This window comes from Tsuneonella rigui (assembly GCF_003958625.1).
GTDB lineage: Bacteria > Pseudomonadota > Alphaproteobacteria > Sphingomonadales > Sphingomonadaceae > Tsuneonella > Tsuneonella rigui.
In genome coordinates this window covers 16,228-39,123 of sequence record NZ_RSEL01000014.1, presented here as the reverse complement: position 1 = coordinate 39,123, position 22,896 = coordinate 16,228, and the positions used below count along the sequence as shown (strand labels likewise).

Sequence of the window (22,896 nt, the reverse complement as noted above, 5' to 3'; positions counted from 1 at the left end):
CATTCGCCGCGCCCGCGCGCTAGTCGCATTCGCAAAGGAGACGCGCATGCCGGGCCTGTGGTTCGACGAATTGGCGGTGGGGCAGACCTTCGATCACCCGATCCGCCGGACGGTGACGGAGACCGACAACCTGCTGTTCACGACGCTGAGCCACAATCCGGCCGCGCTGCACCTCGATGCCGAATACATGAAGGACAGCGACTACGGCCGCATCCTGGTCAATTCGTGCTTCACGCTATCGCTGATGGTCGGCGTATCGGTCGGCGACACCACGCTCGGCACCGCCGTCGCTAACCTCGGGTGGGACGAGGTGCGGTTTCCCGCGCCGGTGTTCATCGGCGATACTCTGCGGATCGAGACCGAGGTTTTGGAGCTGCGGGAGAGCAAATCGCGGCCCGAGGCCGGCATCGTGACCTTCGCACACCGGGCGTACAACCAGGACGGCAAGCTGGTCGCTACCTGCAAGCGCAGCGGCCTCCAGCGGAAGAAACCGGCATGAGCCGCGCGTTGCGCTCGCTGCTGTTCATTCCGGGGGACAGCGACAAGAAGCTCGGCAAGGTCGCCGGCTGCGGCGCCGATGCGGTGATCCTCGATCTGGAGGACGCGGTGGCGCCCGCCAACAAGCTGGCGGCGCGCGACAAGGTGGCCGATTTCTTACGCGCGTTCGACCGCGGTGCCTCGGGTGCGCCCGAGCTGTGGGTGCGGATAAACCCGCTCGACAGCGGGCTGGCCGAGAGCGACCTCGCGGCGATCGTGCCGGCGCAGCCCGACGGGATCGTGCAGCCCAAGCCTGACGGGCCGGAGGATGTCGCCAGGGTCTCGAGCCTGCTCGACCACATGGAGCTGGCGCATGAGTTGAAGCCGGGGTCGATCGGCATCATCCCCGTAGCGACCGAGACCGCGATCGCGCCGTTCCGGCTAGGTGAATACGCTGACGCCGGGCTGACCCGCCTGCGCGGGATCACTTGGGGCGCGGAGGATCTCGCTGCCGCCCTCGGGGCGACTGGCAACCGCGGTGCGGACGGCGAATGGCTGTTCACCTATCGCCTGGTCCGGTCGCTCACGCTGATGGCCGCGCACGCGGCGGGCGTGCCCGCGATCGAGACGCTGCATGCCGATTTCAAGGACGAGCCGGGGCTGCTCGCCAGCAGCCGGCAGGCGCGCGCCGAGGGGTTCTCGGGCCGCCTCGCGATCCATCCGGCGCAAGTCGGGCCGATCAACGACGGCTTCACCCCCAGTGTGGAGGAAGTTGCTTTCGCCCGCCGCGTGGTCGCTGCCTTCGAAGCGGAACCTAACGCCGGCACCGTCGGGATCGACGGCAAGATGTTCGACATCCCGCACCTGAAGTCCGCGCGCCGCACGCTGGCGGCCGCCGGCGAGGCGTGACTGTCGCGCAGGGCCTGCTGCGGTTCGAGACCGCGGGCAAGGGTCTGACCGATATCACCCGCGAGGTCGGCATGTGGCTCGCGCAGTCGCGCCTGCTCAAGGGCGTGTTGACGGTGTTCTGCCGCCACACCAGCGCTGGCCTGCTGATCAGCGAGAACGCGAGTGTGGCGGTTCAGCGCGACCTCCTGCGCTGGCTCGACCGCCTCGCGCCCGAGAGTGGCCAATACGAGCACGATGACGAGGGACCCGACGACATGCCCGCGCACATCAAGGCGATGCTCACCGGCAGCGCGCTGACGATCCCGTTCTCGTCGAACCGGATGCTGCTCGGCACTTGGCAAGGCGTGTTTCTCGCCGAGCACCGTGCCCGCCCGCACTCTCGCGAGATCGTGCTCACGGCGGTCGGCGAATGAGCCTGATCGGCGCAGTCGAAGCGGGCGGGACCAAGTTCGTCCTTGCGCTGGCTGACGAGGCAGGCGGCATCCGCGCGCACGCCCGCATTCCGACCGAGACGCCCGATGTTACCATGCGCGCGATGGCGGATTTCTTTCGCGCCGCCCAGGCCGAGCACGGGCCGATCGGCGCGTTCGGGATCGGCAGCTTCGGCCCGATCCAGCTCGACCAGCGAGCGGATAATTGGGGCGCGATCACCACCACGACAAAGGCGCACTGGAGCGGCGCGTCCTACCCGCAGGCGCTGGCCGAATTCGGCGTACCGCTGGCGGTCGATACCGACGTCAACGCCGCGGCGCTCGGCGAATGGATCGCGGGCGCGGGGCAGGGAGTGGCGAGCCTCGCTTACACCACCGTCGGCACCGGCATCGGCGGCGGGGTGCTGCGCGACGGGGTTCCGGTGATGGGCATCGCCCACCTCGAATGCGGGCACTTGCGCCCGCCCCGCGTCGAGGGCGACGCGTTTCCGGGCGTCTGCAGCTATCACGGCGATTGCGTCGAGGGGCTCGCCAGCGGGCCCGCGATCATGGCGCGGTGGGGCGCCAGCCTCGACCGGCTCGGCGAGGCGGAGCTGGAGACGATCGCCCACTACCTTGCCGATTATGCCGCGGCGGTGGTGCTGCTGCACATGCCCGAGCGGCTGATCTTCGGCGGCGGGGTCAGCAAAGCGACGGGCCTGATCCCCGCGCTCCGCCGCCTGACCGAGGTACGGCTGGCCGGGTTCGTCGATCACCCCGCGCTCGACCCGGGGCTGGAGCGCTATCTCGTGGCGCCGGGCCTCGGCGACGATGCCGGCATTCGCGGGGCGATCGAGCTCGGGAGGCGGGCGCTGCCCACTTGAGGCAAATAAACATGCCCTTCCTTTGCCCTCGGGCGTTGGGTTGCTAGGGGCTCAGACGATCTCCGCGCCAGGCGGCGCATTCCCCGGAGGGCCATGACCGACACCCGCTTCACCGCCGACCGCCTGCTGTTGTTCGGCGCGACTGGCGACCTGGCGCAGCGCATGCTCCTGCCCTCGCTGTGCGCGTTGGCGCACGACGGGCTGCTGGCGCCGGGTCTCAAGATCGTCGGCACCGCGCGCTCGGAGATGAGCGACGCGGAATTCCGCAACTTCGCCCGCGCCGCGCTGGAGAAGCACCTTCCTGCGGGTCGGCGCGGGGGCCTAGCGGACTTTCTCAATCGCCTGAGCTACCAGGCGCTCGACGCCTCCAAGACCGACGGTTTCGATGTGCTCGCCAAGAAGGTCGGCAAGCCGCAGCAGGGGCTCGCGATCTTCCTGTCGACCGCGCCGAGCCTGTTCGAGCCGACCATCGCCGGCTTGCAATCCGCCGGTCTGGCGGGCGCGAACGTCCGCATCGGCCTCGAAAAGCCGCTCGGCACCAGCCTCGAAAGCAGCCGCGAGATCAACGACGCGGTGGCCTCCGCCTTCAGCGAGGACCGCATCTTCCGGATCGATCACTACCTCGGCAAGGAGACGGTCCAGAACCTCCTCGCGCTGCGCTTTGCCAACGTGATGTTCGAGCCGATCTGGAACGCCAATTACATCGATCACGTGCAGATCACCGTCGCCGAGACGGTCGGGCTGGAGAGCCGCGTCGCCTACTACGACGACAGCGGCGCGCTGCGCGACATGGTGCAGAACCACATGCTCCAGCTCCTCGCGCTGGTGGCGATGGAGCCGCCGACCAGCTTCGACGCCACCGCGGTGCGCGACGAGAAGGTCAAGGTGCTGCGCTCCCTGCGCAAGGTCGCCGAGGGTGAGACCGTCACCGGCCAGTACCGCGCCGGCGCGATCTCCGGCCAGGCAGTGCCCGGCTACGACGACGAACTGGGCAAGGACAGCGCGACCGAGACCTTCGTCGCGATCAAGGCGCATGTCGACAACTGGCGCTGGAAGGGCGTGCCGTTCTACCTGCGAACCGGCAAGCGCCTGCCCGAGCGGGTGACCGAGATCGTCATCCAGTTCCGCTGCGTGCCGTTCTCGATCTTCGAGGGGCGAGGCGCGAAAACGCGGCCCAACCAGCTCGTGATCGGCATCCAGCCCGAAGAGAATGTGCACCTGTCGCTGATGGCCAAGGTGCCGGGCCTCGACCGCGAGGGCATCCGGTTGCGGCCGGTGCCGCTCGACATCTCGATGCCCGACGCGCTGGGCGGGGTGGTGCATCGCATCGCCTACGAACGGCTGTTGCTCGACCTCATCGAAGGCGACCAGACGCTGTTCGTTCGCCGGGACGAGGTCGAGGCGCAGTGGGAGTGGGTCGACGCCATCCGCGCGCTGTGGGCCGACACCGGCCTCGAGCCCAAGAGTTACGGCGCGGGCAACTGGGGCCCCAGCGCGGCGATCGCGCTGGCCGAGCGCGATGGGGTGACGTGGCATGAGTAGCCTCCACGACACAGTGCACCGGGTCACCCAGCGAATCGTCGAGCGCTCGGCCGACAGCCGCCGCCGCTACCTCGACCTGATGGAGCGCGAGGGCGACCGGCATGCCGACCGCAACACCGCGCTCGCGTGCTCCAACCTCGCGCATGGGTTCGCGGCGAGCGCCGAGGACAAGCCCTCGATCGCCACCCGCGCAGGGCCGAACATCGGCATCGTCACCGCCTACAACGACACCATCTCCGCCCACCAGCCGTTCGGCGCTTACCCGCCGCAGATGAAGGTCTGGGCGCGCGAGGTGGGCGCGACAGCCCAAGTGGCAGGTGCAACCCCAGCGATGTGCGACGGCGTGACTCAGGGCACCGATGGTATGGAGCTGAGCCTGTTCAGCCGCGACGTCATCGCGCTGTCAACTGCGGTAAGCCTCAGCCACTGCATGTACGATGCGGTGGCGATGCTCGGCATGTGCGATAAGATTGTACCGGGCTTACTGATCGGTGGCCTGCGGTTCGGATACCTGCCGACGATGTTCTTCTCGGCCGGCGCAATGCCGACCGGCATCTCGAACAAGGAGAAGCAGCGGGTCCGCCAGTTCTACGCGGAAGGGAAAGCGACCCGTGCCGAACTGCTCAAAAGCGAGGCGGCGAGCTATCACTCGGCCGGGGTGTGCACCTTCTACGGCACCGCCAATTCCAACCAGATGATGCTCGACCTGATGGGCCTGTCGCTTCCCGGCGCGGCGTTCATCAATCCGGGCACCCCGCTGCGGCAGGCGCTGACCCGCGCCTCGGTCCACCGGCTGGCGGCGATCACGCGGGACGGCAACGACTACCGCCCGCTGGCGAAATGCGTCGACGAGAAAGCGGTCGTCAACGCCACCGTCGGCCTGCTCGCGACCGGCGGCTCGACCAATCACGCGCTGCACATCCCCGCCTTCGCCCGCGCGGCCGGGGTGCAGATCGACTGGAACGACATGGCCGAGCTGAGCAGCGCGGTGCCGCTGCTGGCGCGGGTCTATCCCAACGGCGCGGACGACGTGAACCACTTCCAGGCTGCCGGCGGGCTCGGCTTCGTCGTGCGCGAACTGCTCGACGCGGGGCTGATCCACCGCGACATCATGACCGTCCACGGCGAGAACTTAAGCGCCTACGCGCTCGAACCGTGGCTCGACGGAGAGGAACTCGCCTGGCGCGATCCCGGGCCGAGCGGCGACGAGACGATCCTGCGCGGCGCCGCGGCGCCCTTCGCGCCCGAAGGCGGAATGCGGCTGGTCGAGGGTAATCTCGGCCGTGCCTGCTTCAAGACCAGCGCGGTCGATCCCGAGCGCTGGACGATCGAGGCGCCCTGCCGGGTGTTCGACGACCAGCGCGCGGTGGCCGAGGCCTTCGCCGCCGGGGAGCTCGACCGCGACGTAGTCGTCGTCGTCCGCTTCCAGGGCCCGCAAGCGAACGGCATGCCCGAGCTCCACAAGCTGACCCCGCCCCTCGGGGTGCTGCAGGACCGCGGCTACCGCGTGGCGCTGGTCACCGACGGGCGCATGAGCGGCGCGAGCGGCAAGGTGCCCGCGGCGATCCACTGCACGCCCGAGGCGGTCAGCGGCGGCCCGCTCGCGTACCTGCGCGACGGCGATGTCGTGCGCTTGTGCGCCGAGCGGGGCGAGCTGACCACCACCGCCGACCTGACAAGCCGCGAGCCCGCGACGATGACCGAAGACCTGCATGGCGTCGGCCGCGAGCTGTTCGCGATGTTCCGGACCGGCGCCGACTCCGCCGAGCATGGCGCCAGCGCGATGCTTGCCGCGGGAGGACTGTGATGGATATCGAAGCGATCATGCGCACCGCGCCGGTCATCCCGGTCATCGTGGTGGAGGATCTGGCGCACGCAGTGCCGCTGGCCGAGGCGCTGGTGGCTGGCGGGCTGCCGGTGCTCGAAGTCACTCTGCGCACGCCGGTCGCACTCGACGCGATCCGCGCGATGGCCGAGGTGCCCGGCGCGATCGTCGGCGCGGGCACGGTCACCAACGCCAACCAACTCAATCAAGCGCTCGACGCGGGCAGTCGCTTCATCGTCTCCCCGGGTCTGACCGAGCCGCTTGGCCGCGCGGCGATTGCCTCCGGCGTGCCATTCCTCCCCGGCATCGCCAACGCGGGCGACATCATGCGCGGGCTCGATCTCGGATTGACGCACTTCAAGTTCTTCCCCGCGATGGCGGCCGGCGGGCTGCCTGCGCTCAAGTCACTCGCGGCGCCGTTCGGGATGGTGCGCTTCTGCCCTACCGGTGGGATCGGGCCGGACAACGCTGCCGCGTGGCTCGCGTTCGATCCGGTCCTGTGCGTGGGAGGAAGCTGGGTCGCGCCCAAAGGTGTTCCGGTGCGCGATGAAGTCGAGCGCCTGGCGCGAGAGGCAGCCAAGCTCGCCGGCTGACAAACTAGCGGTCGTCGTCGAGCTCATGCCGAACGCTGAGCGGTCCCTCGCCGCCATAGAGATAGGCCGGATCGAAATCGCCGTGCTCCTCGAGCTTCGCCCGGTCGCGCACGATCACCAGCCCGCGGCGGAACTCGGCGATGTCCTCGCGCCTTAGTTCCGATAGCGCCCGGTTCATGTGGATCGGCGTGGTCCCGCACATGTCCGCCAGATCGGTCTGTGTGAGCGGAGAGCGAAACCCGTTCGGCCTACCAAGCCCCACCATCTCCAGCCGCTTCCAGATTTCCGCGAGGCGATGCGCCACCCGCCGGCTCGCCTTCAGCTGCTCCAGCTTGAGCGTCCACTGCCGGTGGATCGCGGCATCGAGCAGCGTCGAAAACCAGAACAGCCGCGACAGGTGCGGGTGGTTTTCGTGGATGTAACCGATCCGCTCGTGCGTCACGAAGCCGACCTTGGTCGGGCCGATCGTCACCACGTCGTGATCGAGCCGCTTGAGCGCATAGGCGTGGAGATCGACGAAATCGCCCGGCACATGAATGCCGACCACGTAGCGGCGTTCGCGCTCGCTGATCGTGCGCAGGATGTAGCCCTCGATCAGCATCGTGCTGCGCTCGGCCACCTGCCCGCGCGACAGGACGCGGTGCGGCCGGTCGAACTCCGCGACCTCCTCGACCGAATTTTCGAGTAGCTCTTTCTCGCGCTCGCCCATCGCGTGACGGGAGCGGCCCATGAGGAAGCGCCCCGTCAGCGGGTATTGTTCTGCATCCTCCACCATGCCTAACTTTAGTGCATGGGACAGGGTTCGGTTCCGGGCCCGCTTGAATAAAAGTCAGCGACAGTGAACGATGGGCGCAATGGTCCTGTTGGTCTTCCTGGTTCTGGCCGGCGCGCTCGCCTGGTTGTGGCGGCGCGTCGACACGCTGGAGCGCGAGGTTGTCCGACTGCGCGACAGAGCGCCAATGCCGGCTTCGCCCGCGTCGTCAACGATCCCCGCCGAGCGGCAGGCGCCGGTCGAGACCGTTAGCCCCGGAGCGCTAATCCCGGCTCCCTCCGCCGAGCCGGTAGCGGACGCACCCACGGCTGAGGAGGAGCCCGAACCGTGGCGCCCGCGTTTCGATTTCGAGGACCTGTTCGGCCGCCTGCTGCCGATCTGGGCGGGCGGCGTGACACTGGCGGTCGCGGGGTTCTTCCTCGTCCGCTGGTCGATCGACGCCGGGCTGCTCACCCCGCCGGTGCGCGTGGTGCTCGCCGGGCTGTTCGGGATCGCGTTGATCGGCGGGGCGGAGGTCGCTTATCGCTGGCGCGAGCGGGTGGCCGATCCGCGCGTGGCGCAAGCACTGGCCGGGGCGGGGCTGGCGACGCTCTACGCGGCGTTCTACCTCGCCGGAACCGCGTACGGCCTGATCGGGTCGACCTTCGCGTTCATCGGGCTGGCGTTGGTGACCGCGGCGGCGATCGCGCTGTCGTACCGCTTCGGCCTGCCGAGCGCGGTCCTCGGGCTGGTCGGCGGATTCGCCGCACCGGCGCTGGTCGGCAGTGAGCAGGCGAACCTGCCGCTGCTGACGCTCTACCTCGCGCTGGTGACGACGGGCCTGTCGCTCACTGGCCGGCGACAGAACCGCGGTTGGCTCGGCATGGCCGCCCTCGCTGGCGGACTCGGGTGGGGTGGGTTGCTCACCGCAAGCGAGATCACCAGAACGCCCGACGTCGCGGTGCTGGGTGCATACCTCGTGCTGCTGGGCGCGGTGATTCCTGCCATCTCGGGCGGCGAGGGCCGGACGCATTGGTGGGTCCGCGTCGTCGCGAGTGGTCTCGCTGCGCTCCAGCTTGCGGTGCTTGTGCAGCAGGGCGGGTTCGCTCCGCTGGCGTGGGGCATGTACGTGCTGCTGGGCACCGCGCTCGCCTGGTTCGGCTGGCGCGACGCCGCGATGCGGGAGGCGAGCGCGACGGCGGCAGCGGTCGGGATTGCGCTGCTCCTGGTCTGGCCATCGCCTGCGGTCGGCATGTTCACCGGTGTGAGCGTCGCGCTCGCGGCGATTTTTGCAGGGGTGCCGCTGGCACAGATCTGGGGCGGAACGGGCCGAGACCTCGACTTCGCGCAAGTCGGCGGAGTCGCGCTGGGCCTTGCTCTGGCGGCGCTGTGGCAATTCGGTTCGGCTCTCCCGGACAGTCCGCAGCCGGGCATGGCGCTCGCACTGTTCGCGCTTGGCTGCCTCCCCGCTGCCGCGCTCGCACTCGCGCGCCTCTCACCACTTTCCCCTACAGCCGGCGTACGGATCGCGGCCGAAGCCATCGGAGCACTGCTGGCGTACAGCGCGGTAGCGCAAATTGCGCCGCAGGATGCGCTCGCGTGGATCGCCGCGCTCGCCGCTGCGGTGCTGGCATGGCGCTGGAGGCAGTTTGCCGCTGCCTCGGCGACGTTCGCCATTCTTGCCGCGCTGTGGGCGGTCGAGCCGCTTTACGATTGGCTCCTGGCGGGTTCGCAGGCCTTGGCCGGCGTGCCGATGAAGGTCGAGGACCTGCCCTCGGTGCGGATGACCGGGCTACCCTTGTTGCCGGCGGTTGTCGGCGGTGGTGCGTGGACGCTCTTTGCGGCTCCCGCAGTCGCTCGCCGCATCACTGGAGCTGCTGTGATCGTGGCGGCGGCCGTAGCCGCGCACGTCTTGTTCCGGCACCTGTTCGCCGCTCTCGCAGGCAGTGATTTCGTCGTGACCGGTGTGATCGAGCGTGCGGTGTGGGAGGCCATCCTGCTCGGCGCCGCGTGGCTGGCGGCGACGCGCAATTATCGCGGGGTGGCGATTGGACTCGCGGTGACAGCGTTTGCCCACTTCGCGTGGTTCTCGCTTGTCTTGCACAACCCGCTGTGGAGCGCGCAGGCGGTCGGAGCGCTGCCGGTCGCCAACGCCGTGCTGCCGAGCTTCGCGGTGGGACTGGCAGCATTGCTCCTGCTTCGCCGCTGGCTGCCGGTTGGGACGCCGGCAATCCGCTGGGTGCTCGACGGCGCGATCATGACGGTCATCGCTGTGTTTGCCCTCACCGAACTGCGCCAGTTGTTCGCCGGCTCGCTGCTTAGCTCGACGCCGGTCGGCCCGACCGAGGACCTGCTTCGCTCGCTGATCGGAATCGTGCTCGCGGTCGGCTTCCTGTTGTGGGGCGCGCGCACGCACGAGCGGAGCTGGCGGATCGGCAGCCTGGTGGTGATGGTAATCGCGGTGCTGAAGGTGTTCCTGATCGATGCCGCGGGGCTTGAGGGGCTCGCGCGGATCGCCTCGTTCATGGCGCTCGGCTTCAGCCTGATCGGGATCGGCTGGTTCTATGCCCGGCAATTGCGCGCGCCGGTGCAGTAAACTGTCGCTTCGTCGGCACTTAGTGTAGACAAGCCGGTCTTCGGAGGGTGTGCGATGATTCTCGCCAGGCTGGGCGGTCTTGTCACGGTTGCGCTGTTGGGCGCCGCGGCGCCCGCGCATGCCGACGTGATGGAGATCGGCCCCAACGGACCGCGCTGGATTTCGGGCGCGCTCGCGGTCGAGGCGCCGGCTGAGATCGGGTCCGATGTGGTCGAGCTGTCAGCCGACTTTGCGGTCCCGCCGCAAGCGATCGCTGATGCCGCGCGGCAGGCGGGGGTGGTGCCGGGGGTCTATGCGGCCAAGGTCGACGAGCTGTCGCGGCGGTTCGATCTCAGCCCCACGCTGATCGAAGCGCTGGTGTGGCAGGAGAGCCGCTGGAACGCCGCCGCCCGTTCGCCGGTCGGTGCCAGGGGCCTTGCGCAACTGATGCCGGGGACGGCCCGCTATCTGGGGGTGAACCCCGACGATCCGCTCGCGAATCTCGAGGGTGGGGCGCGCTATCTGCGTGAGCAGCTCGACCGGTTCGACGGCGATATCGAGAAGGCGCTGGCCGCTTACAACGCGGGGCCGGGGCGGGTGATTGCCGCGGGGGGCATCCCGCGGATTCGCGAAACGCAAGGGTATGTCGCCTCGATCATGGGGCGGCTGTCGGATCATTCGAGGGACAAGAACTAGTCAATGAAGCGCTTCATTTCGCCCCGAACACTGGCCGGAACACTGCTGTTCGGCGTTATTCCGAGCGCTGCACACGCGCAGAACGCCGATCCGGCCGGCTCCGGTCCGATCGTGGCGGCGCTTTCTTGGCTGCAAGGCACGCTGCTGGGCAACGTCGCGACCGCGGTGGCGGTGATGGCGGTCGCGGCGGTGGGCTTCATGATGCTGACCGGACGCCTCAACTGGCGCTTCGGCGCGACCGTGATCATCGGCGTATTCATCCTGTTCGGCGCGGCCTCGATCGTCGCCGGCATCCAGGGCGTGGCGGGGGGGGCCTGAGGTGGAGCTTGTCCGTCACCGCGTGCACCGGGCGCTGACCAGGCCGCAGATGTTCGCGGGCGTGACATTCAATTACTTCGTCATCAACGGCATGGTGACGACCATCGCCTTCATCATCACCAAGAACCTCTGGATGCTGCCGGTACCGTTTGTGGTCCACGCTATCGGGTACTTCGCCTGCCTCCGTGAACCGCGAATCTTCGACCTCTGGATCACGAAGGTCTCCACCTGCCCGCGCGTCCGCAATTGGAAGCGCTGGGGCTGCAACAGTTACGCGGCATGAAGAAGTGGGTCGGAGCCGCCGCCTGGAGCGCCAAGGAAGCCCGCGCCGGCGACCGCCTCCCCTATGCGCGGCTGCTGGACGGCAGCACCGTGCTGCTGCGCGACGGCAGCGTGATGACCGCGCTGCAGGTGCCCGGCCTGCTGTTCGAGACCGAGGATAGCGAAGCACTCAACCACCACGCGGCGACCCGCGAGGTGATGCTGCGTTCCACGCTCGACGCGCGCTTCGTGCTCTATCACCATGTCGTCCGCCGCCGGGTCGAGATCGAACTGGAGGCGCGCTTCCCCGATCCGCTGACCGCACACATCGACGCCAGGTGGAAGGAGCGGCTCGGCAGCGGATCGCTGTTCGTCAACGACCAGTTCGTCACCCTCATCCGCCGCCCCGCGCGCGGCAAGGCGGGGCTGGCCGAGAAGGCGAGCAAGATGTGGAGCCGTAAGGGTCAGCGCGAGGTCGAAGCCGATCCCAAGGATGTGCGCGCGCTCAAAGCCGCTGCCACCGGCCTTGTCGCGTCGTTGCAGGCGTATGGCGCGGCGCTGCTCGACGACTACCAGGGGCCGAGCGGGGCGACCAACAACGAGATCCTCGAGCTGCTCAGCGCGCTCTACAACGGCGAAATGCGCCCGGTCCGGCGTCCGGCCAGCGAGACCGACATCGGCCAGATGCTGCCCTACCGCCGGGCGAGCTTCGGGCTCGACGCGATGGAGCTGCGCGGGTCGGGCGAGCCGGAGTTCGCCGCGGTCCTCAGCCTCAAGGATTATCCCGAGGCGACCAGTCCCGGCCTGCTCGACGCGCTGCTGCGCCAGCCGTTCGAGATGGTCGTCAGCGAAAGCTACGCCCCGTCCGAGCGCACCACCGCGCGCGAGCGGATGGATCTCGCGATCCGGCGGCTGAAGTCGGCCGACGAAGAGGCACTCGCCGAGCGGGCCGACATGCTCGCCGCACGCGATGCGCTGGGCAACGGGGCGGTGAGCTTCGGCGACCATCACCTGACCGTGCTGGTGCGCGAGAAGAACCTGCCCGCGCTCGACGAGGCGACCGCAGCCTGTGCCGCCGCGCTCGCCGATACCGGCGCGATCGTGGTGCGCGAGGACACCAACCTCGAGCCTGCGTTCTGGGGCCAGTTTCCCGGCAACGAGGCCTACATCGCCCGCCGCGCGATGATCTCCAGCGCGAACATGGCGAGCTTCGGGTCCTTGCACGGGATGGCGCTCGGCCAAGCCGAGGGCAATCACTGGGGCGAGGCGGTGACGCTGCTGCAGACCACCAGTCAGACGCCGTTCTTCTTCAACTTCCATTCGGGCGACCTCGGCAATTTCACCGTCATCGGCCCGTCGGGCAGCGGCAAGACGGTGGTGATGAATTTCCTCGCTGCGCAGGCCCAGAAATTCAGCCCCCGCACTATCCTGTTCGACAAAGACCGCGGGGCGGAGCTGTTCGTGCGCGGGATCGGCGGGCGGTACGACCGCATTGCCAGCGGGGAACCGACCGGCTTCAATCCGCTTGCACTGCCCGACAGCGCCGCCAATCGCGCGTTCCTGCGCGACTGGTTGGGCGTGCTGCTCGGCGCAGAGGGGCCGGAGGAGCTGACGACCATCGCCGGCGCGGTTGATGCGGCCTATGCCAACGACGCGGGGCTGCGCCGGCTGCGACACTTCAAGGAACTGCTGTCGGGCGCCAAGCGGCCCGCGCCGGGCGATCTCGCCGACCGGCTCTCCGCCTGGATCGGAACCGGCGAACACGCCTGGCTGTTCGACAACGAGCGCGACCGGCTCGATCTCGGCGCGCGCGTGCTCGGGTTCGACATGACCGCGCTGCTCGAGAATCCGCGGCTGCGCACGCCGACGATGATGTACCTGTTCCACCGGATCGAGGAGCGGCTCGACGGCAAGCCGACCATGATCCTGATCGACGAGGGTTGGAAGGCGCTTGACGACGCGGTGTTCGCCGCGCGCATCCGCGACTGGCTGAAGACCCTGCGCAAACGCAACGCGCTGGTCGGCTTCGCGACCCAGTCGGCGCGCGACGCACTGGAAAGCCGCATCGCCACCGCGCTGGTCGAGCAGACCGCGACGATGATCTTCATGCCCAACGCTCGCGCGCGGGCCGAGGACTACTGCGACGGCTTCGGCCTGACCCGGCACGAGCTGGCGCTGATCCGCAGCCTGCCCGCGCACAGCCGCGCGTTCCTGATCCGCCAGCCGGACGCCAGCGTGGTGGTCCGGCTCGACCTGTCGGGCGCACCCGAAGTGCTCGCTGTGCTGTCGGGCCGGGAGAGCACGGTGCGCCGGCTCGACCTGCTGCGCGAGGCGGTGGGCGACAACCCCGCCGACTGGTTCCCCGCGCTTACCGGCCACGCCTGGCCCGGCGGCACCGCAATCGAGGACGCCGGAACGGGCGTCGAAGCGTTCAAGTTGGCCGCCGAATGAGCGCGCAGTGCGAAGCCGCGGCGCAAGGCGTCGGCAACGGGGTGGCGGCGGCGCTGCGCGCGGTCGACTGCGTCGCGGGCGAGACCACCGCCGCAGCATTCGGCCGGCTGTTTGCACCCGGCGGGGCGCTGCTGACCGTCCTCACCATCCTGCTGACGCTCTACGTCGCCTTCTTTGCCATTAACCTGCTGCTCGGCCGCGCCAGCCTGGGCGTTCGTTCGCTCACTCCGCGGATGATGACCATCGGGCTGGTGCTGACCTTCGTCACGAGCTGGATCGCCTACAGCTCGGTGGTGTGGAACCTCGCGATCGGCGCGCCCGACCAGATCGCTACCGTGATCACCGGCAGCCAGGGCTCCGCGACCGATGTCTTCGCGCAGAAGATCGACGTGGTGTTCCAGGCCCTGCAGCAGGCCAGTCCTGGACAGGCGCAGGGCAAGGACATCTCGGCCTTCTCGCCCGAAGGCATGATGTGGCTCGGCGCGATGCTGCTGCTGCTCGGCACGGTCGGCGTACTGGTAACCGCGCGCATCGCGGTGGCGGTGCTGATCGCGGTCGGGCCGGTGTTCGTGGTCATGGCGCTGTTCGGCGGCACGCGCGGGCTGTTCACCGGCTGGCTCAAGGGCCTCGTCATGCTCGCGCTGGTGCCGCTGTTCGCGGTGCTGGGCGGGAGCGTGATGCTGGAGCTGGCGGTGCCGGTGCTCGCCGCGCTGGTGCAGACGCCGGGGCAGATCGATGCCCAAGCGGCGATGGCGTTCCTGATGATCGGCGCGGTGCACGTCGCGCTGATGGTGATGGTGCTGAAGGTATCGGGCACGATGGTGTCCGGCTGGCGGGTGTTCGGACTGGTGCCTGACAAGGACGAGCGCGGCGGTAGGGTGACTGCTCTGGCGCCTGCGCCGTCGGCGATCGTGCCGGCGACTACTCCTGCCGCGTCCAGCACCACAGCGACCGACCGGCGCATCCCGGTGTCTTCGTTCGCGGTCGCACCGGCGGCCAACGACGCCGGCGCGCTCGGCGAGGGCGGTCGGCGCGAAACGCGCGTGATCTCGCGCGACATCGCTTCAGCCGGTGCTCAGGTCGAACCGCTCATGACCAGCGGCGCATCGCGCGCGCGCGGCATTGGCAGCCGCTTTCGCGCGCCTGCCCCGCGCCTATCGGAGAAAATGAAATGATCCGCTTGGGGTTCGCGCTCGCTGTGCTCGGCGCGTCCAGCATGTCACTGGCCAACGACGCGCGCATCGTCGAAAAGTTCTACGACGCCGGCAAGGTCGTCCGCATCGAGGGCAAGACCAAGGTCCAGGCAACGATCCAGTTCGGCGAGGACGAGCATATCGAGAACGTCGCGATCGGCGATTCGCAGGCGTGGCAGGTCACCCCCAACAAGCGCGCCAACCTGCTGTTCGTAAAGCCGCTGGCGGCAACCGCGGCGACCAACATGACAGTGGTGACCGACCGGCACACCTATTTGTTCGATCTCGTCGCCAGCGCCTCGGCCAAGCCGCTCTACGTGCTCAAGTTCACGTATCCCGAGCAGCCCAAGCCGCAGGTCGCTACAGTCGAGGCGCCGACCGCCGATGAACTGGCCGCGGTAACCGACCCGCAAGCGGTCACTGACCCTGCCGCGCTCAACTTCGCGTGGGCGGGGAAGGGCGATCGCAAGCTGCTGCCCGCGCGCACCTATGACGATGGCACCGCAACTTTCCTCGCCTGGTCGGCCGGGAGCCCGGTGCCGGCGATCCTGATCAAGGATACGGCGGGCACCGAAGGCCCGGTCAATTTCACCGTGCGCGGGGACGTGATCGTGGTCGACGGCGTGCCGCGCGAAATCGTGCTGCGTTCGGGGAAGGATAGCGCGACGCTGGTCAACAGCGGCCCGGTCGGCGCGGCCCGCTCGCTCCAGCCCGCGCTCGCGCGCAGCGATGTTCCATCCGGGGAGAACCGATAATGCGCCTCGCCATGCGACTGCCGGCGAAGAAGCCGGGTGAGACCATCGCCAACGACCTCGATCCGCGCGAGGGCGAGACGGCGGAGATCATCGATCTCGCGAGCCGCAACGCGTTCCCCGCGGTTACCCAGCGCAAGGGCAAGTCGGACGGGCTCGGGCTGGCGGCGGGGGTCGCGATCGTCGGCCTGCTCGGCGCGGTGACGTTGTGGTCGATGAACGCCGCGCGCACCGCGCCCAAGGAGGGCGTCGGCGGGCAGCAGGCGGTGCAGCAGCAGCCGGTGGTCATTCCCCCGCAGGCGGTGACGGTGGTGCCGCAGCCGGGTCAGCCGCAGCCGGTTGGTGTGGCACGGCTCGATCCCGCGCCGCAGCCGGTGCTGTCGATGATGCCGAACGGCCAGCCGATGCCCGCCGCCAATCCGTACGCCAACCCGACGGTGGTGTTCGACGCGGGCAATCTCGCACAGCCGGTGGGCGACGCCGCTCCGGCTCCGGGCGAGGCGGTGGCGGCCAACGCCGGCGATTTCGCCAGCCGGGTCGGCGGTGTCGGCGGCGGGATGGCGCAGGCCAAGGCGATGGTCAATCCGCAGACCACCGTCACGCAAGGGACGCTGATTCCGGCGGTGCTGGAGACCGCGATCAACACCGACGTGCCGGGCTATGTCCGCGCGGTGGTGAGCCAGGACGTGCGCAGCTTCGACGGCACCCGCGTGCTGGTGCCGCGCTCGAGCCGGCTGATCGGGCAGTACCAGTCGGGCCTGCAGGGCGGGCAGAAGCGCGCCTATGTCATCTGGACGCGGCTGATCCGGCCCGATGGGGCCTCGGTTAATCTCGCCTCGCCCGCGATCGGGTTTGACGGGACCACCGGGCTGGCGGGATCGGTGAACAACCATTTCTTCAAGCGCTTCGGCTCCGCGATGCTGCTGTCGGTGATCGGCGGCCTTGCGACCGGGGGTGCTTCGGTGGTGCTCGGCGGGGGGACGAGCGCGGCGAGCACCGCGCTGCAGCAGGACGGCCAGATTGCGCCGACCGTGCGGGTGCGGCAGGGCGAGCCGATCCGCGTCTTTACCGCGCGCGACCTCGACTTCAGCCAAGTCGGCGCGGCGAAGTGACATGACGGCGGAGGTGCATCCTCTGCCCGGCGCGAGCGGCGAGCGCAGCGTCTATCTCGACGCCTACCTAGCGCCGTTCGCGCAGTGGCTCGCGCGCGACACGGTGACCGAGATCATCGTCAACCGACCGGGCGAGGTGTGGATCGAGGATGCCGCCGAAGCCGGGATGCGGCGGATCGCCGCGCCCGAGATTGATGACCAATTGGTCCAGCGCCTCGCCGAGCAGGTGGCGCGGGTCAGCCATCAGGGGATCAACCGCGAGCATCCGCTGCTCGGTGCGACGCTGCCCGACGGTGCGCGCGTGCAGTTCTGCGGCCCGCCAGCGGCGCGCAAACACTGGGCGATGGCGATCCGCCGCCACCGCCGGCTCGACCTGCCGCTTGATGCCTACGACGCGGGTCCTTTGGCCGACGCTGCGAGCGCGCCGATGCCCGATCCGCAGGCCGAGCCGATCGCCTACCTCCGCGCCGCGATCGCGCAGCAGAAGACGATCCTCATCTCGGGCGGCACGAGCACCGGCAAGACCACCTTCCTCAACGCTATGCTCGGCGAGATCCCCGGCCACGAGCGGGTAATCCTGGTCGAGGATACGCCAGAGCTTCGCCTGCCCGGTGACAACGGCGTCGGCCTGGTCGCGGTCAAGGGTGAGCTCGGCGAAGCCAAGGTCACCGCCAACGAACTGCTCCAGGCCGCCCTCCGTCTGCGTCCCGACCGCATCGTGCTCGGCGAGTTGCGCGGCGCGGAAAGCGTGAGCTTCCTGCGCGCGATCAACACCGGCCATCCGGGCAGCTTCTCGACGATCCATGCCAACTCCCTGCGCGGCGCGCTCGACCAACTGGCGCTGATGGTCATGCAAACCGGCATCGGCCTCTCGCGCAGCGACACGATCGCCTATGCCGCGAGCGTGATCGACGTGGTCGTCCAGCTCGGCCGCGACGGCGATGGACGGCGCGGAATCACCGCGATCGCCGAAAGTTCCACGCTTTTATAAGTCCGCCGACGATTGTGAGCCGCTGTTGCAAAGCGGCCACGAATTCCGGAAGTCCGCGATTTCCGTAGGGTAAATTGCGCGCGCCCTCCGCCGGACCGCTTCGCAAGAAAGTTTCACGCTGGCCCCAATTCACAGGGCGCAAAGCAATCTATTGCCAGCATACCGGAAATTGCATTAGCTTCCCCCTCGATAGAGGCCGCGCATAGACGGCCCGATCGAGGAGAGGACTGATGAGGGTTAAGGCTACCCTGCTTGCCGGCATTTGTGCGTCGGTGATGGCAGTTCCCGCATACGCGCAAGATACGTCACCCGATAGCGCGCCGGACCAGACCGAAAACGCCGGTCCGGTTGAAACGGGCAACGTCATCGTGGTCACCGCGCAGCGCCGTGCGGAGGCACTGCAGAACGTGCCGATCGCGGTAAGCGCGTTTACTGCAGAGGCACTGGAAGCACAGCAGATCGACAATGCAAGCGACCTGCAACTTACCCTGCCCAACGTCACGTTCTCGAAAGGCAACTTCACCGGATCGAGCTTCACCATTCGCGGCGTCGGCGACCTGTGCGTCGGCAACAGCTGCGACAGCGCGACCGGCATCCACGTCAACGGCTCACCGCTGTTTGGCACGCGCCTGTTCGAGACCGAGTATTTCGATCTCGAGCGGGTCGAGGTGCTGCGCGGCCCGCAGGGCACGCTGTTCGGCCGCAACGCGACCTCTGGCGTCGTCAACTTCATTACCGCCAAGCCCGACCTGTCGGGCTTCCACGCCAAGGCCGAGGGCGAGTACGCCAACTACAACTCGGTCAAGGTCAAGGGGATGGTCAACCTGCCGGTCGGCGACACTTTCGGCGTGCGCCTGGCGGGCTTCTACCTGAATCGGGGCGGCTATACGAAGAACCTGTTCGACAACTCGCGGATCGATGGGCGCGACATGTACGCCATTCGCGGCTCGCTCCGGTGGGAGCCGGGCCCGAACACTACAGTCGATCTGATGGGTTACTACTTCCGAGAAAAGGACGATCGCCTCCGCATCCAGAAGCAGCAGTGCCAACGCGATCCGACCGGCGTCCTCGGGTGTCTCAACAATCGGCGCGATTTCGGCAAGGTCAACGGCAACGCGACCTTCCCCAGCGTGCTCGGCTCGCGCGAAGTGTTCGGGCTTAACGGTATTCCGCCCGCGCTCGGCCTCGGAGTTGGCAGCCTCTATGGTCAGGACGCCAACTTCAACACGATCGAGCCGGATGACGTCCGCACGGTCAACACCGATTTTACGCCGGAATACTTCACGGATGAAATCCAGGCGCAGGCGCACCTCGATCAGTCGTTCGGCAACATCAACCTGAGCCTGACCGGCATCTATCAGAAGGTGCGGATCGAATCGCGGCAGGACTATAACCTCGATGTCGCCAGCCGCGCCTCGATCCAGCCGGGCCTCAACTCGCTGGCATTCGTCGCCGCCAACGGCGTTCCCACCGGTCTGCCCGCGCCGTTCCCGGCCTTTGTGCCCGGTTCAGCGGCTTACTTCGCCCCGATCGCGGCCGCGCTCATTCCACAGGGCCCCAACGGCCCGCTGTGCACGTCGAACACCAACGCCAATGGCCTTGGTGTGTTCGGCGGCGACGGCGTCTGCGCGAACGGCCCGCTCGCCTTCGACCGTTCGAACGGACAGAACGAGGCATGGTCGGCGGAAGCCATCCTCAGCACCGATTTCGACGGGCCGATCAACTTCCTGGTCGGGGGCATTTACGCTCAGAACACGATCAAGAACGGCGACTATTACGTCAACGCCTTCGCGATCGACTATTTCGCGTCGCTCTTCGGCAGCTTCAGCACCTTCGCTACGACCACGAACGCGAGCCCCGACCTGCCGCCGTCGTTTCTGGGGTCGCCGTACTTCCGGAACCACCTCGAGCGTTTCCGGCTCAAGTCCTACGGTATCTTCGGTGAAGCCTACTGGGACATCAACGACCGGCTCAAGTTTACCGCCGGCATCCGCTATAACAACGACAAGAAGCATGACGTGTCGAACTCGACGCTCGCGAACTTCCTTGTCCCGTACAGCACCACGACCAACATCTTCGATTCGCCGTTCGCCGGCACATATGATGCGGACACGGGCGCAACCGGTCTGCCGGGGCCGCAGCAGTTCCGCGTGCGCGACGTCAGTTTCGACGAGTTCACGGGCCGTGCAGTGCTCGATTTCCAGATAACCCCGGATAACCTTGTCTATGCTTCGTACTCGCGGGGCTACAAGTCGGGCGGAATCAATCCGGCGCTTCAGGTCATCATTCCCGGAGTCACCGAATCGTTCGCACCGGAAATTGTCGACGCGTTCGAAGTGGGCTCGAAGAACACCTTCGCCAACGGCGCTATGCAGCTCAACCTGACGGGCTTCTACTACAAGTATAAGGGCCTGCAGCTCAGCCGCATTGTCGCGCGCACCTCGCTCAACGACAATATCAATGCCGATATCTACGGCGTCGAGGCGGAGGCAGTCATTCGGCCGGGTCCCGATACCCTGGTCAACTTGGGCTTCAGTTATCTGCATACCAAGGTGACGGACGACAGGTTGTTCATCAACCAGCGCGATCCGTCGGGCGGCTTGCCCAATTCGGTGATCATCAAGGACATCGGGCAAGCCTTCAACTGCGCCGTCGTGGGCACGTCGCAGGCAGCGGCCAATGCCTTCGTGACCAACGTCAACAACGGCATCAATGCATCGAAGGGCCTCACCGCTGCCAACGGTCTGCGAGGGCCGACGCCGTTCCCGACCGATTCCAACCTCGGTGCCGCGACCGGCGCGTTCAGCAGCTGCGATGCGCTCGTGGCTGCGGCCGCCAATCCCGCACTGGGCGGTTCGATCACCGTCTACGGCGGCGGTGTGCCGATCAGCATCAAGGGCAACGAACTGCCGCAGGCGCCCAACTTCAAGGCCTCGATGGGCATCCAGCACACCATTCGCATGAACAGCGGGATGACCCTCGTTCCGCGGGCGGACGTGACCTACACCGGCGAAAGCTACGGCAACATCTTCAACGGCCGGATCAACAAGGTGCAGAGCTACATCCAGGCCAATGCCCAGGTGCAGCTCAATGGGGTGGACGACAAGTGGTTCGTCCGCGCCTTCGTGCAGAACATCTTCGACAGCAACGCGACGACCGGTCTCTACCTGACCGACCAGTCATCGGGCCTGTTCACCAACATCTTCACGCTCGAGCCGCGCCGCTACGGCATCGCGGCCGGGGTGAACTTCTAAGCTACGCCTTCACGGGGGAGGAAGGGCCGGTCCGCGAGGGCCGGCCCTTTTCCTATGCGCGGTCCGCGTCGATGGATTTGCCGAACGGCGAGAAGTTGGTGTCGGTATCGAAAACCTCTGCCCCCTCGCGCCGCTTGAGCGTGCCGACCACCAGATAGGTGACCGGCGTCAGGATCGCTTCCCACGCCGTCTTGATCGCCCATTGCGACAAAACGACCTGAAACAGCTGCTCGGGCGGCCAGCCGGCGAGGCCGTAGAACGCGAGCGGGTAGAAGATCAGGCTGTCGAGCCCCTGGCCGACAACGGTCGAGCCGATCGTGCGGGTCCACAGGTGCTTGCCGCCGGTCGCGACTTTCATCCGCGCGAGGACGAAGCTGTTGGCGAACTCGCCGGCCCAGAAGGCGACCATCGAGGCGGCGACGATCCGCCACGAATTGCCGAACACGAACTCGTACGAGGATTGGCCCGGCCAGCCCTCAGCCGGCGGCAGCGCGACCACCACCGCGGCCATGAAGGCCATGAAGGCAAGCGCGGCGAACCCGGTCCAGATCACCCGGCGCGCGCGGGCATAGCCATAGACCTCGGTCAGGACGTCGCCGATGATGTAGCTGACCGGGAAGAACAGGACGCCCGCGCCGAACGACCATTGGGTGCCGCCGGGCAGGGTGACATAGCTCGGCTTGGATGCGCCGATGATGTTCGACAGCAACAGGATCGCGACGAACGCGGCCATGATGAGGTCGTAGTACTTGAAGTGGCGCGGCGCGGCGGCCTCGCCTTCGATGCGGGTGACGGCGTCGTTCATGGGTCGCGAGTTATCGCGATTTGAGGGACGCGAAAAGCGCGCTATGCGCGTGAACCAGCGCGCGCCCGTAGCTCAACTGGATAGAGTCCCCGCCTTCTAAGCGGGTTGTTGCAGGTTCGAGTCCTGCCGGGCGCGCCAATCAACCACGCGCGACCGATGTCAACGGCTCGCCGTGCACCGGATATCCCGCGTCTTTCGGGATCATCAGCCACCTCTCGCCGTCGCGTTCCTCGATCCGCGGCGTGATAGTCTGGACCGGGATCACCTCGGCCTGCGCTCGCGCCTCTGCGAACGTGGCGAACTCGGCGAGGCGCTCGAGATTGCGGCGGGTGGGGAAGATGAGGGCGATTTCCTCGCGCTCCGCCGCGGCGAGCGCGTCAGCGGCGCTGGTCCAGAACAGATGCGTGTTCTCGGTCGCATCGATCTCGAGCTCGACCGCGCCGGTACCGAGGTCGGCGAGATAGAAGCGGGTGTCGAAGATTCGCGGGATACGCTCGTTCTTGGGGTGCCAGCGGGCGAACGGGATCAGTGCTGCGAGATCGAGCGTCCACCCCATCGCGTCGAGGACCGGGGCGAGTGCGCCCTGTTCGAGCAGGAGCTTGCGCGCGGCGATTGCCTCGTCGGCGCTGGGCGTGGCCGTCAGGCCGATCGCGAGGCCGGTTTCCTCCAGCGTCTCGCGCATCGCGGCGATGCGGTGGGCGGCTTCGTCGGGGTCGAGATCGCCGGCGATGGTTTGCGCAAGCTCGTAATCTGCCGGGTCCACCCGGCCGCCCGGAAACACCGCCATGCCGCCGGCAAAGGTCATCGCGCGATTGCGGGTGATCATGAGGATTTCCGGCGGCCCCCCAGCGGCAGCGTGGCGGAACACGACCACCGTCGCGGCGGGGATCGAGGGGGGCTGGTCGGGGGCATCCATCGGCCGGACTGTGGCTGGCGAAGGGTTGCTTGCCAAGACCGATTATCGCCGTGGAATGTGTCGGAAACGCTTACACCGCCGCGAGTTCGTTAAGCCCGTTAACCATCGTGTCGGGCGGAATTGCGTGGCTGGTTCGACTTGGCACGGCTCGTGCTAGATAACCTATACCCAACGGTCTTCG

At 67.8% G+C, this 22,896-nt stretch carries 20 protein-coding genes and 1 tRNA gene; 18 read left to right on the top strand and 3 right to left on the bottom strand.

What is annotated here, in order from left to right:
• Positions 1 to 46 precede the first annotated feature (46 nt).
• The 7 genes from ELY12_RS06405 to eda all read left to right on the top strand — a co-directional run bounded on the left by ELY12_RS06405 (position 47) and on the right by eda (position 6,640).
• Positions 47 to 499 carry a MaoC family dehydratase gene (locus ELY12_RS06405; protein ID WP_126175872.1) on the top strand — a complete coding sequence of 151 codons (453 nt, stop codon included), beginning with the start codon at positions 47 to 49 and terminating at the stop codon, positions 497 to 499.
• Positions 496 to 1,386, top strand: coding sequence for an HpcH/HpaI aldolase/citrate lyase family protein (locus ELY12_RS06400; protein ID WP_126175871.1), 891 nt, complete (start codon positions 496 to 498; stop codon positions 1,384 to 1,386). Before ELY12_RS06405 ends, ELY12_RS06400 begins: the two co-directional genes overlap by 4 nt.
• Positions 1,383 to 1,799 carry a secondary thiamine-phosphate synthase enzyme YjbQ gene (locus ELY12_RS06395; RefSeq protein ID WP_241229752.1) on the top strand — a complete coding sequence of 139 codons (417 nt, stop codon included), beginning with the start codon at positions 1,383 to 1,385 and terminating at the stop codon, positions 1,797 to 1,799. Before ELY12_RS06400 ends, ELY12_RS06395 begins: the two co-directional genes overlap by 4 nt.
• On the top strand, positions 1,796 to 2,680 hold the full coding sequence (locus ELY12_RS06390) for an ROK family protein (protein ID WP_126175870.1): 885 nt from the start codon (positions 1,796 to 1,798) through the stop codon (positions 2,678 to 2,680). The genes ELY12_RS06395 and ELY12_RS06390 overlap by 4 nt, the downstream gene beginning before the upstream one ends.
• A gap of 93 nt (positions 2,681 to 2,773) precedes the next feature.
• Positions 2,774 to 4,222 carry a glucose-6-phosphate dehydrogenase gene (zwf, locus tag ELY12_RS06385; protein ID WP_126175869.1) on the top strand — a complete coding sequence of 483 codons (1,449 nt, stop codon included), beginning with the start codon at positions 2,774 to 2,776 and terminating at the stop codon, positions 4,220 to 4,222.
• A complete protein-coding gene (gene edd, locus ELY12_RS06380) occupies positions 4,215 to 6,029 on the top strand; it encodes a phosphogluconate dehydratase (RefSeq protein WP_126175868.1) in 1,815 nt (604 codons plus the stop codon). The genes zwf and edd overlap by 8 nt, the downstream gene beginning before the upstream one ends.
• Positions 6,029 to 6,640 (top strand): bifunctional 4-hydroxy-2-oxoglutarate aldolase/2-dehydro-3-deoxy-phosphogluconate aldolase, encoded by a 612-nt coding sequence (eda, locus tag ELY12_RS06375; protein ID WP_206435783.1) that lies wholly within the window; start codon positions 6,029 to 6,031, stop codon positions 6,638 to 6,640. The genes edd and eda overlap by 1 nt, the downstream gene beginning before the upstream one ends.
• A 4-nt stretch (positions 6,641 to 6,644) precedes the next feature.
• On the opposite strand, the gene ELY12_RS06370 is transcribed toward eda, so the two are convergent.
• On the bottom strand, positions 6,645 to 7,370 hold the full coding sequence (locus tag ELY12_RS06370) for a Crp/Fnr family transcriptional regulator (RefSeq protein WP_241229751.1): 726 nt from the start codon (positions 7,368 to 7,370) through the stop codon (positions 6,645 to 6,647).
• Positions 7,371 to 7,494: 124 nt separating this feature from the next.
• On the opposite strand from ELY12_RS06370, the gene ELY12_RS06365 reads away from it, so the two are divergent.
• From ELY12_RS06365 to ELY12_RS06320, 10 genes are all read left to right on the top strand, one after another.
• Positions 7,495 to 9,987 carry a DUF2339 domain-containing protein gene (locus ELY12_RS06365; RefSeq protein WP_164549427.1) on the top strand — a complete coding sequence of 831 codons (2,493 nt, stop codon included), beginning with the start codon at positions 7,495 to 7,497 and terminating at the stop codon, positions 9,985 to 9,987.
• 54 nt (positions 9,988 to 10,041) lie between these two features.
• Entirely contained in the window at positions 10,042 to 10,662 is a 621-nt protein-coding gene (locus ELY12_RS06360) for a lytic transglycosylase domain-containing protein (protein WP_241229750.1), read from the top strand.
• 3 nt (positions 10,663 to 10,665) lie between these two features.
• The gene (locus ELY12_RS06355) at positions 10,666 to 10,980 is read left to right on the top strand and encodes a TrbC/VirB2 family type IV secretion system protein (RefSeq protein ID WP_126175864.1); all 315 of its coding nucleotides are present in this window, start codon (positions 10,666 to 10,668) and stop codon (positions 10,978 to 10,980) included.
• A gap of 1 nt (position 10,981) precedes the next feature.
• Positions 10,982 to 11,263 (top strand): VirB3 family type IV secretion system protein, encoded by a 282-nt coding sequence (locus ELY12_RS06350; protein ID WP_126175863.1) that lies wholly within the window; start codon positions 10,982 to 10,984, stop codon positions 11,261 to 11,263.
• The gene (locus ELY12_RS06345) at positions 11,260 to 13,692 is read left to right on the top strand and encodes a VirB4 family type IV secretion/conjugal transfer ATPase (RefSeq protein WP_126175862.1); all 2,433 of its coding nucleotides are present in this window, start codon (positions 11,260 to 11,262) and stop codon (positions 13,690 to 13,692) included. The genes ELY12_RS06350 and ELY12_RS06345 overlap by 4 nt, the downstream gene beginning before the upstream one ends.
• The gene (locus ELY12_RS06340) at positions 13,689 to 14,867 is read left to right on the top strand and encodes a TrbL/VirB6 family protein (RefSeq protein ID WP_126175861.1); all 1,179 of its coding nucleotides are present in this window, start codon (positions 13,689 to 13,691) and stop codon (positions 14,865 to 14,867) included. Before ELY12_RS06345 ends, ELY12_RS06340 begins: the two co-directional genes overlap by 4 nt.
• A complete protein-coding gene (locus ELY12_RS06335) occupies positions 14,864 to 15,640 on the top strand; it encodes a TrbG/VirB9 family P-type conjugative transfer protein (RefSeq protein WP_126175860.1) in 777 nt (258 codons plus the stop codon). The genes ELY12_RS06340 and ELY12_RS06335 overlap by 4 nt, the downstream gene beginning before the upstream one ends.
• Positions 15,640 to 16,749 carry a TrbI/VirB10 family protein gene (locus ELY12_RS06330; protein ID WP_241229749.1) on the top strand — a complete coding sequence of 370 codons (1,110 nt, stop codon included), beginning with the start codon at positions 15,640 to 15,642 and terminating at the stop codon, positions 16,747 to 16,749. The genes ELY12_RS06335 and ELY12_RS06330 overlap by 1 nt, the downstream gene beginning before the upstream one ends.
• Position 16,750: 1 nt before the next feature.
• Positions 16,751 to 17,740, top strand: coding sequence for a P-type DNA transfer ATPase VirB11 (virB11, locus tag ELY12_RS06325; RefSeq protein WP_126175859.1), 990 nt, complete (start codon positions 16,751 to 16,753; stop codon positions 17,738 to 17,740).
• A 230-nt stretch (positions 17,741 to 17,970) separates the two neighbouring features.
• A complete protein-coding gene (locus ELY12_RS06320) occupies positions 17,971 to 20,994 on the top strand; it encodes a TonB-dependent receptor (RefSeq protein WP_206435782.1) in 3,024 nt (1,007 codons plus the stop codon).
• Positions 20,995 to 21,046: 52 nt separating this feature from the next.
• Here ELY12_RS06320 and ELY12_RS06315 read toward each other — a convergent pair whose 3' ends face one another.
• Entirely contained in the window at positions 21,047 to 21,799 is a 753-nt protein-coding gene (locus ELY12_RS06315; protein ID WP_126175858.1) for a queuosine precursor transporter, read from the bottom strand.
• A 61-nt stretch (positions 21,800 to 21,860) separates the two neighbouring features.
• On the opposite strand from ELY12_RS06315, the gene ELY12_RS06310 reads away from it, so the two are divergent.
• Positions 21,861 to 21,937, top strand: a tRNA-Arg gene (locus ELY12_RS06310).
• Position 21,938: 1 nt separating this feature from the next.
• On the opposite strand, the gene ELY12_RS06305 is transcribed toward ELY12_RS06310, so the two are convergent.
• Entirely contained in the window at positions 21,939 to 22,715 is a 777-nt protein-coding gene (locus ELY12_RS06305) for an NUDIX domain-containing protein (protein WP_126175857.1), read from the bottom strand.
• Positions 22,716 to 22,896: the final 181 nt, after the last annotated feature.